Source organism: Porphyromonas somerae (assembly GCF_022845615.1).
Lineage (GTDB): Bacteria > Bacteroidota > Bacteroidia > Bacteroidales > Porphyromonadaceae > Porphyromonas_A > Porphyromonas_A somerae.
This window is the reverse complement of record NZ_AP025559.1, coordinates 980,510-993,652: the sequence shown is the minus strand read 5'-3', so window position 1 is coordinate 993,652 and position 13,143 is coordinate 980,510. Positions and strand designations below refer to the sequence as shown.

Sequence of the window (13,143 nt, the reverse complement as noted above, 5' to 3'; positions counted from 1 at the left end):
TCTCTACTGCATGAAAAGTTTCTACTGCGGAAAAAGTTTCTGCAGGAAAAGTTTCTACTGTGGAAAAATTTTGTACGAGAAAAGTTTCTACCGCAGGAGAAGTTTCTAAGAAAAAAACCGATGAAATCTTTTGGATTCACATTCAGCGAGCAGACTCGCTCAGTAACAATATCATATTTACATATCACAAAGGCTTGAAAAGATACCTCACGATTATTTCTGCGTGACGTTTGTTTGTATCTTTACAGAGGTACAGCTTATATCATAACGGTACGGAGGTTGCATCATAAGACGGAGGAGGTTGCATCACAGGGAATCGGAGGTTGTATCGTAAGGAAGTGGAGGTTGTATCGTAACGGATAATATTTATAGTCTATTCAGATGGGTGAGAATAAATCATATACTCCAATGCGGAGGAGCGAGCTTTATGTTTCTTTGATTAACACGAGGAGGTGGCGGAAAATACGTCTCCGAAAACTTGCATACCAGCCTCTCTGCGAGGTTTGCCTCAGCCAAGGTCGGACGACTGCAGCACAAGAAGTTCATCACATAGCATCTATTGAGCTCGCTCCGACAGTTGCTGACGCTCGCTCTCGTGCTTACGATTTTGACAACCTCATGAGCGTTTGTCGCAAGTGTCACCACGATATTCATAATCGCTCTCGCAAAGACGAACGCAAAAATCACTTTCTTGAGTCGTTGTCGCTTAATAAGTAGTCGCTCAGTCTCTTTGTTTTATTTACTTGTCGCTGAGTTGCGATTGATGAACTTGCTAGAGATTGATGAACTTCCTAGAGATTGATGAACTTGCTATAGATTGATGAACTTGCTAGAGATTGATGAACTTGCTAGAGATTGATGAACTTGCTAGAGATTGATGAACTTCCTAGAGATTGATGAACTTGCTAGAGATTGATGAACTTGCTAGAGATTGATGAACTTGCTAGAGATTGATGAACTTCCTAGAGATTGATGAACTTGCTAGAGATTGATGAACTTCCTAGAGATTGATGAACTACCTAGAGATTGATGAACTTCCTAGAGATTGATGAACTTCCTAGAGATATAACCACAAAAAAAATACCTTACCACTTTATTAGAGTGGTAAGGTATTGCAACCTATAAAGGGGGGGGCGGTTACTTGATTACGAAATAAACGTAATCTTTTACGGCGGAGTTGCTAGTATAATTTATTTCATATATACCTAGCTTTTTCAAATCCTCAAAGTCCAAACGCATTTTTTGCCCTCCTTCAGATAAAGCGGTAACCGCTTCATCGTATGTTACCCCTTTCTCTTTTATATACTCAAGGAGTTTTTTGTCGGATACTTTGGAGGAAGAAAAACGACGTACAAACGCATTGGCATCCTCTTCCGATACTCCTAAAGTATCGTGTTTTTCCAAAATCTTAGCCCCTAAAAGCTCCCCACGATTTTTTACCTCTTCGGTGCAAAGGTAAAATTTTTCAAGCAAATCGGGGTGGAATTTTACCCCCGTTAGGATACAAAGCTCAACTACACACGTAACGGCTTGGCGGGGGTATCCCTTTTCTAAAAGGTCGCTAACATATTCGGAAGTTAGCTTATTACCCCCAAATGTATCGAGGTTTTCAACACGTTTTACAAACGTGTCCTGACCCCCGCAAAGTAGTGCTAAAGTGGTAGCCCTTGCAATTCCATAGAATTGGCGGTCTATTGTGTTGGCATCTCTTTTATCCCTAGGAGTTGTACCGTCAGCTCCTAGGACCTTGCAAATTAGGTCCCAGCAGTATTGAGGATCCGCAAACATTTGCGGGGTCTTATCCTCAAAAGCGGGGGCGGGGGTGGTTACCTTTTCCTTGAGGGTAACCTGCTTTGCGTCTTTGCTTGCATTCTTTGCGGTTTCCTTTGTAGTTTCCGAATTTTTTACGATATTTGCCATATTCTTTTGTACGGGGCACCCTTTTTTGTTATTCTTTTTTATTTGCCAAAGATAGCAAGGGGGTGCCCCTTTTTGTGCTTGCTAATCTTTAGCTATTACCTTTTCCTTTTCTATATCAAAGATACCAAATACTTAGCAGCCTACCAAATTTTTAGCGGTTAAATATTGTTAAATATTAGTATCTTTGCGTTTGATTGAGTTAAAATTGTGCTACCACTGTAGTACCTATTTCCTCCCCTTTTGTACCTCAAAGATACACATAATAAACGAATATACCAAATAAATAGCTATCTTTTTCGTATCAAAAAATATTAAATACATATAGTACAGTACGCACACACTCGCACCAACTCGCAAAGTATGCAAGCGACCGCAAACAAACGGCAAAGAGCAAAGACAACCTGACCCAAATAGATAGCTTTAGTATCTTGATGATAGCAAAGAGCAAAGACAACCTCACACAAATAGATAGCTTTGGTATCTTGATGATTGCAAGACCAAAGACAACCTGACCTAAATAGAAAGCTTTGATTACCTTGATAATAGCAAGAGCAAAGACAAACTCACCCAAATAGATAGCTTTGGTTATCTTGATGATTGCAAGACCAAAGACAACCTGACCTAAATAGATAGCTTTGGTTACCTTGATGATAGCAAAGACCAACCGGCAACCGGCACCGGCACCGGCAACCGGCAAACTCTCCCAAACGATTGCAAAAATTAATATCCTAAAATAATTAACAAACATACTGACCGAGTACCCCCCCTATTTTTTATACCCCACCCCCGGGTTGCGGAAATCCACCCGCCGCCTGCTTTTCACACGCGAGGGCAAATTTTTTGCGGTTTATACTAGAGTAGCAAAAGCACGGCTAAAAATAGCCCTATTTTGTCCGCACTTCGTTTTATATTTACACAATTAGCAAACTATACTCGGACGAATAAAAGCGTCTAAAACGCAAAAATTGGAGGAAATATGGAATACTTGACAATTACAGAGCTCGGGCTTGGTCACTTGACGTGGGATGAGGTGAGTCCGTGGTGCAGTCTTGATAGCTTAAAACGGCATCTCATAGTTGAGCACGATGTTGATGATGAGTTGATACAAGAATATGCCGTTGCGTCTTGGAACCTCGTTGAGGTGACGATTGAGCGGTCACTAAAGGAGCTTTTTGAGCAGTACGATGGTATTATGCCACCTACACTTATTCACGCTGTGCGACTTTTGGTTGGTCGGTACTACGCTGAGCGTGAGGGTGAGTCGTTTACGAATAGACGAGATATGAGCTTTAGCATATCTGCACTCCTAATGCCGTATAAAGGCATACCTAGAGTGAAGCCTACTGTAGAGGACGTGCCTGAGCCAGCTCCACAGCCTGAACCACAACCCGAACCCGAGTACACGGAGGAGGAGATCGCAAAGTACAGTGCGGTGGCTCAGTTTTTGGGTGTACGGATTTGCGACTTAACAGACGCAGAGAGAAAGTGGCTTGCCTCTACAGAGTACGCCTATTTACAAGAAGATAGAACGCGCGAGGATTTCGAACAGCAAATGAGTATTTACACTGACATAATACAATATAATTTTGAAGAGAAAGCAGATGAGCTAATTGATACTCTAAAAAAGAGACTTGAGGTGGTCCCACTCATTGATGGTGTGACCATGTTTATGGATTATTGTTTTAAGGAACACAGCAGTTTGGCTAAGGAATCTTACAGCCACTATATTGACGTTTATACGACATTCGGTGCCACATACGAAAAGCATGTTGATGGGTTTATTACTAGGCTCCGAGATGCACTTAAAGAGAATGAGAAAGAGCTTGCAAAACTGAATCTGTTTGTGAGAGGCTTTGTGTTGCCACTAAAGCGGTATTTTGAGGCGTTGTGTAAGTATGAGTTAAAAGCGTATGATGCACAAGGACAGCCCGACGATCAAAGTATTAATGAGACGTTAGGATGGAGTGGTTGGTACTATAGAGGATCAATTATACACCAACTTATTTTTTATCAACACTATAAATGGACTGGTGACAATTAATGGGTGCATATAGTCTATGAGAGCAGGTATAATAGCGAGAAACTGGTGCGAGCTCTTTGAAGAGCGTACTGTAAGGACGGACACGGGGGCAACAAAGACAGAGCTAGTCAGTCTCGGCAAGGTGAGGTGTTACGAGGTGCAGAGCAGACCTTACACGTATTGGCAGGAGAACAGAGCGAATGAGCGATTTGTGGACTGGCAGGTGCAATTGATATTCAGGCACCAGCCACACCACAAGTGGAATGGACGGAATATCCGTATAAGGTACAATGGCGACCTATACAGATTGATGTGGTATAATGTATCAATGGGGCAGACCAAGGTACTGCTTCGTATGGATAACGAGTAATATATGGCTAAATCGGGGCTAACAATATCAGTCGTACTAGAGCTGATAAAAAGTGGATTTGACAAGAGTGCTAAGGCAGTAGAGAGCAGTGTAAATCGGCTAAAAGCGTCATTTGTGCGTTGGTTTGCCGTCATCTCGGGAGGAGCTTTAGCACTTACCACACTGGTGCGGAGTCTAAAGCAAACAGCGTTGGCTGTAGAGCGGAACAGAATTGCACTTAAAAACGTAACGGACGGAGTCGTTGACTTTAATAGAGCACAGAAATTTCTCAGTAAGACGGCACGGACTTATGGTCAGGACTTGCTGGCATTAACTCAGGGGTATGTTGGATTCTCTGCGGCCGCTCGGCAAGCGAATGTGCCGATAGAGGATCAGGAGAAGATATTTGAGTCAGTTTCTAAGGCGTGTGCGACATACGGATTGAGTGCGGAGCGGACAGGGCTGGTAACGCTGGCACTGTCACAGATGATGTCTAAGGGCAAGATCAGCTCCGAGGAGCTTCGCAGGCAGATGGGAGAGCACCTGCCAATTGCATATATGGCAATGGCGAGGGCGAGCGGTCTTACTACGGCACAATTTGAGAAGATGATGGCAAAGGGAGCGATATTGAGTAAGGATATCCTCCCCAAGTTTGCCGATGAGCTAAACAAAGCGACAGCAAGTGCCGATTTTGACAACTTTGTAACGAGCTGGACGAAGCTAAAGAACGAATTTGCCATCGGAATTAAGAGCCTAGATCTCCCCGGCAGGATAAAGCCGATGATTGATGGGCTGGTGGCACTAGTAAGGGGAGCCGTTAACAATATGCGAGCTTTAATCGGTGGATTGATAGCATTCATCATATCCAAGCCATTAAAGCGTTTGAGGACTGCGTCTATAGCAACAGCCAAAGGTGTTAAGACGCAGTATATGCATGCCGCACAAGAGATAAAAGCGATTGATGAGCAACTTGCCGCATCTAAGATCACAATGCAGGAGAGGAGTACTGCTATACACAGCAAGTACGCAAAGACGATCGAGAAAATAGAGCGGGACAAGGCAACTCGGCTGATGCTTTTGGATAAGAAGCTGGAGACGTTAAAAGCATCTGCTGAGGCGAACAAGCAAAGGATCGTAACTGCAACAGCACAGAAAGAGATTGCGTTAAAAGCAAATAACGCACAAAAGGTGGCACAGCTGGACGCCACCATTGCTAGGAACAAAGAGCAACTAGCAAGACGTGAGGCACAAATAAATAAAATAGTAGCAGAGGATAAGGTTCGTGTCACCGGGCGTAGCAGTGCGGCAGTCCTAAAGGCTGAGCAGGCAAAGACAAGGGGGCTTGAGGCGATAGCGACTGAGGAGCTCACTCAGCGTAAGTTGGTAGAACGCCAAAAGGTGCTGGAGACCGAGAAAGCGAATGCGGCAGCAGTGCTATCCACGAGTCGGTCGTCGCAATTGATGAAAGCCACGTGGGCAACGCTTGGTAGGGCGATGAAGTCTATGTGGGTGAGCATACAGTCGCTCATCTCTATGAGCATTTTCGGTGCCATTGCGACAGCCATTGGGTCGTTAATAGGGTGGATAACGGACGTTATCTCAAAGGCACGTGAGGCGACACGCGTCGCCAAAGAGGTAAAAGAAGCAATAGCACTGTCGGATGAGGAGCGTGCGGCTCGTGCGGATGAGAACAAGGACTTGAACGCTAATCTGCTAGACGATAATATTAGGATATTAGAGGACCCAAAGTCAAAAACGATTGACAAGCAACTAGCCGCAGAGTCTATCAAACAAACCTACGGTATTACCGATGAGTACCTTGCTAATGGCAAGTACACATTCGATGGCGTCTTGGAGAAAGCGAAGAAACACAGAGACCTGCTACAGCAACAGCGGATTGTACAAGAGCTTGAGGAGGACGTGTTAACGGCACAAGACAATGCAAACAGCAAGTTGGATAAAAAATGGCTCCGTCGCGAAGCACGTGAGGCTGGTGTTGATATTGAGACATACGTCAGCAATTATTATGATAAAAACGTAAGAGGCAAAGAGTGGGCTTCAGGGCAGGGGCAAATATCAAAAAAAGAGGGGCAAGCGGAGGAGGCGTACCTTGCTATTGAAGATCGCAAGAAGTTAGAGGCGAAGTATAATGAGGCAAAACGCAAGGAGGCGGAACTCAAGGCTATAGTTGATGGCGAGGGTGGACAAGGCACCATCGGTGATTATGGTGGGACGGTAGAGGGAGCTGAAAAAGCGTACCTAGAGAAGCTTGAGCGATTTGAAAAAAAGCGATCTGTTTTAGAAGAGAAAGTATATAGTGACGAAAAGTACAAAAAGGACAGAAGTGACGCATCAAAGGACTTTTTAGAGGAGATCGTCCTAGCACAAGCGGAAAAGGCTAAAGACAATCCTTTGTATCAGGAAGCACTGTCTAGGGTAATCCCAGACAAAACAAAAGGAGCTGGGGCGACCAAAATGGAAAAGACCACAGCGGAGCAGGTGGTTGAAGCGGAGAAGCAGTATGCAGAGGGGTTGCGTACTGCTAAAAACCAGCTGGACGCAGGAGTTAAAACCAAGAAGCAGTACGATGAGGAGGTGCTAAGGCTCAGTCAAAAACACGCAGACACGCTGGGTGGGCTTTTGGGTGCTGGGGCGAAGCAGGTGGATAGCTATAATAAGGCAAGTGAGGTTATCATAGAGGCGTCCGATGAATTTAAGAAGCTAAAGGAGAGCTTCAGCAAGGATGCAGAAGTGCTAAACGCAAAGCTAGCCGATGGTGAGCTTACTGAGGACGAATATGCGTCAGCACTAACACAGCTCGTTGAGGAGTATGTGGAGCGTATGTACACAAGCCTAGATGTGGGTGATGCGGAACGTGACTACAAAGATCTGCTCCGTATGCGGACAAAGCTACTACGAGAGAATGCATACGACAGCCCATTTAACATTGACAAAGCCGACATAACCGATGCAGACAAGAATGCTATAGCAGGAGTTGGTGACACATCATCTAGTGCAAAGGATATAAAGGGAAACTTAGATGTGCTAAAGGAAAGGCAGTCGGAGATTGAGGGGGTCATTCGTAAGATAATGGGTGAACTCAGAGATGATGGGTGGAAGCAATCAGACCTAGCAATCATTGATAAAGCATTGGAGGATGGGGAACTGACCGAGGAGGAGGTTAAAAAGCTTTTTGAGATATTTGGCGAACGCATTGTAAAGGATTTACAGAAATACGCACAAGGCGCTGACACTGTAAAGAAAGCTGTGGCGGTTGGTGAGGCTAATTACACATTCAAAAACGAGCGGGAGAAGGCAACATCGGGTGCTTATAAGGAAATTAAAGGATTAGCGTCTAGCTCGTCACGTCTCGTGCGGAGCTTTAAGAGCTTAAATGAGGCGTTTGAGTCTCCCGACACCTCGGGGTGGGAGAAGATGGTCACCTTATTCAATACGCTGACGCAGGCGATTGATACGTTTATTACTATTGGTAAGGGCATCAAGGCAGTTGCGAGTTGTATAGACACGCTTTCAAAGTCCACCGAGACAGCCAGTGCCATTAGTGCGGCCGCAGGGGCTACAGAGGTCGCAACGAGTGAGGCGGTTACTGGAGCAAAAGTGACTGAGACAGTAGCCAAGACCACTAGTGCGTATGCGTCCATACCTTTTATAGGTGTGGCATTGGCTGGAGCCGCAATCGGTGCAATGTTAGCATTAATAGTAAGTAACGCAGGCAAGTTTGCTACAGGTGGTATCGTAGGCGGTAACAGCTACAGCGGAGACAAGGTAATGGCGATGGTAAATAGTGGCGAGATGATACTCAACCAAAGTCAGCAGGCTAGGCTGTTTAAGATGGCCAACTCGGGTGAGATTGGCAGGAGCGTACAGCAGACAGTTGTGGTGGGTGGAACGCTCACTGCAAAAGCAGATAAACTCAGTATGGTATTAAGAAAAGAAGCAATTAGGAAGAGCAGGTTATGAAAGATGAAAAAGGAGAGCAGTTAAGGGCGTTGGTTGTGGAGCTTTTGAAGTCTAGCAACAAGTACTCGGAGATATTAGATCCGATGATTGATGGTTACGTCCGCACGTGTGCGGTACGTGACCGCCTTGGCGAGGATATAGAGAAGTATGGGGCAGTGTTAGAGGAGAAGCGTGGTGAGAATACGACCTACAAAGCTAACCCAGCGATTACTGGCTTTAATAACGCATCAAAAGAGGCTAGGCAGGCACTGATGACACTAGGTATGGATAGCAAGAGTGTGAGTGCGTTGGAGGGGGATGTCGTAGATTTACTAACACAAAGGCTAAATGATATAAATTAGTCCGTAGTAGCAGTGCTATATTCTGCAGAGTATGTGGCACTTACGGCAATAGATGTTATCTTGCCAATGGATATAAGTGTTAATACATTATAGTAGGTATATGGGTAATAAATTGATATCAAAGGACAGAGAGTTGCGTGCAGAGATGCAGGACTTAATCTCCGTTGCTAAGAAAGAAAAGCGTCATCTCACCGAAGAGGAGCAGAAACGCTTTGATGAGCTTCGTGCCGAGCGTGCGATGATTGATATGGAGGTTGAGGCGGAGCGTGAGATCCGCGATCAAGAGGTGCCACAGAGTACACTTGAGAAGCGTTTTGCCGAGATTGCTAGTGACGCCATTACACGTGGTGGGCGGACTAGGGTAGAGATGAGAGAGACAGTGACTACCGAGGCAGGTCTTAACGACAGTCAAGTTGGGGTACAGCTACAGTCCATCATCAAGCCACTGCAGGAGAATTTCATTCTTAACGAGCTTGGGCTGGAACTAGTGAATGCGACCCACGGTGACCCAGTTTGGAGCAAGCAAGGCACAATCACCGCCTCCGTGCTTGGTGAGAACGAGGAGGTAGGTTTGAGCCAGCTAGACTTCGAGGCACTAACTGCTAGTCCTAAGAGGATAAGTGTTAGTGTGCCAGTGTCTAATAGAGCTATCACTAGGAACAATTACGACCTCTATAGCATCGTAACGTCGGCAATGGGCGAGGCGTGTGCTAGAAAGCTAAACGAGATTGTGCTATCCGATAATGCAGTTGGAGCGTACAATGGCCTATTCCAAGACCTAGCTGAAAAGAACAAAGTGACTGGGTCGCTCGATTGGGCAGGTGTTATTGACCTTGAGGGTGCTGTCTTAAATCAAAATGTAAACACAGACAAGCGTACAACTGCTTATGTACTTGGTACCAAGGCTTACTCAACATTGAAAAAGACAGTGGTTGAGAAGGGCGACTCCAAGATGATATTGGATATTGACCAATCTGTGTTGAATGGGTACAAGCTACTCGTGTCTAACTATGTAAATGAAAAGAAAGCACTCTTTGCTGACTTCGGTCAGAGCGGTGTGTGCTACTATGGTGGAGCAAACATGGTGATTGACCCATACACAATGGCACGCAAGAATATCGTCCTATTCACATTGAACATGGACGCTGACGTTGTACGTTTTCGCAAGGAGGCGTTTGCACAGATGACAATTGGAGCTGGGGCAGGTAGTAACATTTGATTTTTTTTCATAGTCGGTTTTCTTATTAGAGTATTTATTGGTTGTTTACTTGTCGCTGGAGCCTGCCCGTAATCGCTAACCCGAGTCGGGTGGGCTCCTTTATTTTTAAGGAGTATGAGCTTCATTCAAGGTCTAAAGCGTTTTTTTGGTATTGCTAGCAACAGCAAGTCTAATGGCAAGGCTGGTGGCTTCAATATAAGTGTAACGAACGGACTCGCCTATACCAACGAGGATGCACTTAGCATTTCAAGTGTATATAGGTGCATCTCCGCCATTGGTAATGCGGTTGGCGGTATGACTCTTCGGTGTTACAGGAGAGGTGCGTTGGGTACGGTTGAGGACACGACTACGTCCCTACAGAAGCTACTCCTAGTCGCCCCAAACGAGAGCCAAACGATGACCGAGTTTCTATCTCAGATAATGAACGACGTGTTTGTGTTTGGCAATGCGTTAATTCTTATAAGGCGTACTGGCGATGAGGTTAAAAGCCTAGAGATAGCCGACCCAATGGTAGTAACGGTAACGCCCAGCGGGTATGTAGTTGCAGGTCGTACCTACAGAAATAAGGACTGCATCCATATTCGGAACTGCTACATTGACAGAGCGACAGGTATGGGCATCAGTACGCTGATGCACGCTTACGACACGTTAAAGCTATCCAAGACGTCTGACAATGAGACATCGGAGATAATCTCAGGCGGTGGGCGTGCAAGAGGTGTATTCACCACAGACGACAGTGGGCTCGGAGTAGGAGCTGGTGCTACAGCGAATAAGAAAAACGAGGTGCAACAGATAGAGGATGAGCTGGCAAGTGGTCGGACAATAGCTTTTATTCCCGGCAATCTTAAATTCATTCAGTTTGCGATGAACCCAGCGGACACGCAACTGCAAGAGGTGCGGAGGATGAATGTACTAGACATCTGCCGTTTCTTTAGTGTGCATCCCGACAAGCTATATGCTAATCAGGCGAGCAACTACAAAGCGAGTGCAGAGGCACAGGCTAATTTTCTAAAGGACTCCGTATTTCCGTGGTGTCGGAGGATATCCCAAGCGTTTACGCAGAAGCTAATAGATGAGTCGCTGTGGGGAAAGTTTTTCATAGACTTTGACTACAAGGAGGCACTACTTGGCGACCCTGATGGGCAAGCGAACCTTTACACAAAGCTATTTAATCTTGGGAGCGTAACCGTGAATGAGGTGCGAGACGTTATGAGGTTAGAGCGTCTCACCGATGGTGATAAGACTTTATTTGATACTGACAACATTGGACTAATTCAAGGACAACAGAGAAAGGTGGAGGAGTGATATGGCTACTGTATCTAGGATAATAGGCATTGAGAATTTCCAAGACTACATGAAGCGTTTGAACTTTGACCCAAAATCAAAGGAGTTTAAGAACGTAGTATATAGGTCTGTGAATAGGTATCGGGCAGGTCTTGTGGCTCACATCAGGAACTCATCCCATAACCGCAGAGGGACACTGCCGCACACCGTTAATCGCAGGGTATTCAACAAGAACGGTAATGCAGCAGTGGTTATTGGACTTAATAACAGAGCCAAAAAGGCAAAGCAGATAGCTGACAATCACTATCCAAAAGCAATAGTGCCAAACCCAAGCTGGATAAATGATGGCACCAAGGAGCGTCCAGATCGAGGTCGCATAATTGGTGATAAATTCATAAGTATATACAGAAGTGCGAACATCGGTCTTGCGGAGCAAGGCTTCCGTGATGGCGTCGTACGTTTTTTAGAGAGGTTATGAAGCAGTCCATTAGAATATTAGCACTTTATGAGGCTATGGGTGGCACGTCCATTCTTAGCGGTAAGGAGCTAACTCACTCGGATATTACGCACCTACTGCACGCATACGTTTGTGTGAAAGGGGAGAAGGCGGTATCCGTAAGTGTGCTCAATGAGATTATGAGCGACACAAAGAAAGGGGGTGAGTTGATGGACGAGATAGATGGTTTCCTAGCGGAGCAAAGTGTATGGGGGGAGCTCATCACTAAAGACGCAAGTAAATCAGATGTGAGCACATCTGATATGACGGTTACGAGTGTAATCGGGATGCTGGTTGCAGAGTGTGGTATCTCACCCAAATACGTAATGGACGAGATGGAGCTATGGGAGATTGCTGTATATGTCGGTGGGCTTAACGAAAAGCAGAAAAAGCACCTAGAGGAGAAGCGGATATTCACATTCCTAGGGATGAGCCCTTTGCTTGGCAATAGTAGCAAGAATTTAACGCCACAAGACGTTATCAAGTTTCCGTGGGACGATGATACCAATAACGATGCACAGGCGTTTGTAGAGCAAAATTATAACGAATTACATAAGATACTAAATGGAACAGCGTACGCAAAGAAATGAGGTGAGGTCGTTTGCTATAGAGCCGACCGTTGAAAAGGACTCACGGACGATCCGTGGGGTTGCTATTCGCTTTAATGAGGAGAGCGTGGAGCTTGGCTTCGGTGATTTAAGGTTTAGAGAGGTTATCTCGAGTGGTGCAATCACACCTGAAACGCTGGCAAATAGTGACATCAAAGCCTATATGGGTCATAACACTGACAAGCTGTTGGCAAGGTCTAATATGGGCAGTGGAACACTAAAGCTGGAGCTGAGAGAGGATGGGCTCTACTTTGAGTTTGAAGCCCCCCATACCACGTCAGGTGATGAGGCATTGGAGCTTATTCGGAGAGGAGACATCCGTGGTTGCAGTTTTGCGTTTTGGGACGCACTCAGTACGTGGGAGGAGAGAGCAGACGGCACCTACCTAAGAACGATAACCTCGCTTCCTCACCTTGATGATGTGTCCATTGTTGTTACTCCAGCGTACACCTGCACGGAGGTGAGCGTGCGTGGGCTGGATGAGATTAAAGAGGAGAAGCCCGACTTGGTGCCAACCTCCTATTATAACAACCTAGAGGCTTCACTATGAACGAGACGAGCGTTGTAAAACTGGGTAAGACTGTATTCCCTATCATACAGCAGGCTCTTGATGAGCACTGTAAAGGGGTGCAGGCATTTCCAGTGATAGCCCCAAAAAACAGTAAAGGGACAATCGTTGTGTACGCACGTGATGGTGCAATAGAGCCACAGACGGTATTTAACAGCCGTGGCTGTACTTTGCAGGTAAACGTGGTGAGCGAGGAGTACGACGAGGGCGTGGACGTTGCTAGTGTGGTGGTGAACGCACTACTCGGGCAGGACTCCTTTGTGTGTGAAATGGTAGACCTGATGGAGATATACAAAGACAACAAGTATTATCAGGCAATAGCGTTTGAGATAAATTTTTACTAACTAACTAAACACA

12 protein-coding genes are annotated in these 13,143 nt (G+C 45.6%); 11 read left to right on the top strand and 1 reads right to left on the bottom strand.

What is annotated here, in order from left to right:
• The first annotated feature begins 381 nt into the window (after positions 1–381).
• The gene (locus MWL85_RS11630) at positions 382–717 is read left to right on the top strand and encodes an HNH endonuclease signature motif containing protein (RefSeq protein WP_394802113.1); all 336 of its coding nucleotides are present in this window, start codon (positions 382–384) and stop codon (positions 715–717) included.
• A gap of 420 nt (positions 718–1,137) precedes the next feature.
• On the opposite strand, the gene MWL85_RS04165 is transcribed toward MWL85_RS11630, so the two are convergent.
• On the bottom strand, positions 1,138–1,920 hold the full coding sequence (locus tag MWL85_RS04165; RefSeq protein ID WP_244401537.1) for a hypothetical protein: 783 nt from the start codon (positions 1,918–1,920) through the stop codon (positions 1,138–1,140).
• A 976-nt stretch (positions 1,921–2,896) separates the two neighbouring features.
• Here MWL85_RS04165 and MWL85_RS04160 point away from each other — a divergent pair.
• From MWL85_RS04160 to MWL85_RS04115, 10 genes are all read left to right on the top strand, one after another.
• A complete protein-coding gene (locus MWL85_RS04160; protein ID WP_244401536.1) occupies positions 2,897–3,961 on the top strand; it encodes a head-tail connector protein in 1,065 nt (354 codons plus the stop codon).
• A 16-nt stretch (positions 3,962–3,977) separates the two neighbouring features.
• Positions 3,978–4,310, top strand: coding sequence for a hypothetical protein (locus MWL85_RS04155; protein WP_244401535.1), 333 nt, complete (start codon positions 3,978–3,980; stop codon positions 4,308–4,310).
• Positions 4,311–4,313: 3 nt separating this feature from the next.
• Positions 4,314–8,270 (top strand): tape measure protein, encoded by a 3,957-nt coding sequence (locus MWL85_RS04150; RefSeq protein WP_244401534.1) that lies wholly within the window; start codon positions 4,314–4,316, stop codon positions 8,268–8,270.
• Positions 8,267–8,611 carry a P27 family phage terminase small subunit gene (locus MWL85_RS04145; protein ID WP_244401533.1) on the top strand — a complete coding sequence of 115 codons (345 nt, stop codon included), beginning with the start codon at positions 8,267–8,269 and terminating at the stop codon, positions 8,609–8,611. The genes MWL85_RS04150 and MWL85_RS04145 overlap by 4 nt, the downstream gene beginning before the upstream one ends.
• A 100-nt stretch (positions 8,612–8,711) precedes the next feature.
• Positions 8,712–9,830: a phage major capsid protein gene (locus MWL85_RS04140; RefSeq protein ID WP_244401532.1), complete on the top strand. Its 1,119-nt coding sequence runs from the start codon at positions 8,712–8,714 to the stop codon at positions 9,828–9,830.
• Between the two features lie 114 nt (positions 9,831–9,944).
• A complete protein-coding gene (locus MWL85_RS04135) occupies positions 9,945–11,135 on the top strand; it encodes a phage portal protein (protein ID WP_244401531.1) in 1,191 nt (396 codons plus the stop codon).
• Position 11,136: 1 nt separating this feature from the next.
• A complete protein-coding gene (locus tag MWL85_RS04130; RefSeq protein ID WP_244401530.1) occupies positions 11,137–11,592 on the top strand; it encodes a hypothetical protein in 456 nt (151 codons plus the stop codon).
• Positions 11,589–12,200 (top strand): hypothetical protein, encoded by a 612-nt coding sequence (locus tag MWL85_RS04125; protein WP_244401529.1) that lies wholly within the window; start codon positions 11,589–11,591, stop codon positions 12,198–12,200. Before MWL85_RS04130 ends, MWL85_RS04125 begins: the two co-directional genes overlap by 4 nt.
• Positions 12,175–12,768, top strand: a complete 594-nt coding sequence (locus tag MWL85_RS04120) for an HK97 family phage prohead protease (RefSeq protein WP_244401528.1) — start codon at positions 12,175–12,177, stop codon at positions 12,766–12,768. Before MWL85_RS04125 ends, MWL85_RS04120 begins: the two co-directional genes overlap by 26 nt.
• A complete protein-coding gene (locus MWL85_RS04115; RefSeq protein ID WP_244401527.1) occupies positions 12,765–13,130 on the top strand; it encodes a hypothetical protein in 366 nt (121 codons plus the stop codon). The genes MWL85_RS04120 and MWL85_RS04115 overlap by 4 nt, the downstream gene beginning before the upstream one ends.
• Positions 13,131–13,143 lie beyond the last annotated feature (13 nt).

What these genes read in the sequence shown, in the direction of transcription:
- MWL85_RS11630 (WP_394802113.1), top strand. Translation starts at nt 382, where the DNA reads ATGGGTGAGAATAAATCATATACTCCAATGCGGAGGAGCGAGCTTTAT.
- MWL85_RS04165 (WP_244401537.1), bottom strand. Translation starts at nt 1,920, where the DNA reads ATGGCAAATATCGTAAAAAATTCGGAAACTACAAAGGAAACCGCAAAG.
- MWL85_RS04160 (WP_244401536.1), top strand. Translation starts at nt 2,897, where the DNA reads ATGGAATACTTGACAATTACAGAGCTCGGGCTTGGTCACTTGACGTGG.
- MWL85_RS04155 (WP_244401535.1), top strand. Translation starts at nt 3,978, where the DNA reads ATGAGAGCAGGTATAATAGCGAGAAACTGGTGCGAGCTCTTTGAAGAG.
- MWL85_RS04150 (WP_244401534.1), top strand. Translation starts at nt 4,314, where the DNA reads ATGGCTAAATCGGGGCTAACAATATCAGTCGTACTAGAGCTGATAAAA.
- MWL85_RS04145 (WP_244401533.1), top strand. Translation starts at nt 8,267, where the DNA reads ATGAAAGATGAAAAAGGAGAGCAGTTAAGGGCGTTGGTTGTGGAGCTT.
- MWL85_RS04140 (WP_244401532.1), top strand. Translation starts at nt 8,712, where the DNA reads ATGGGTAATAAATTGATATCAAAGGACAGAGAGTTGCGTGCAGAGATG.
- MWL85_RS04135 (WP_244401531.1), top strand. Translation starts at nt 9,945, where the DNA reads ATGAGCTTCATTCAAGGTCTAAAGCGTTTTTTTGGTATTGCTAGCAAC.
- MWL85_RS04130 (WP_244401530.1), top strand. Translation starts at nt 11,137, where the DNA reads ATGGCTACTGTATCTAGGATAATAGGCATTGAGAATTTCCAAGACTAC.
- MWL85_RS04125 (WP_244401529.1), top strand. Translation starts at nt 11,589, where the DNA reads ATGAAGCAGTCCATTAGAATATTAGCACTTTATGAGGCTATGGGTGGC.
- MWL85_RS04120 (WP_244401528.1), top strand. Translation starts at nt 12,175, where the DNA reads ATGGAACAGCGTACGCAAAGAAATGAGGTGAGGTCGTTTGCTATAGAG.
- MWL85_RS04115 (WP_244401527.1), top strand. Translation starts at nt 12,765, where the DNA reads ATGAACGAGACGAGCGTTGTAAAACTGGGTAAGACTGTATTCCCTATC.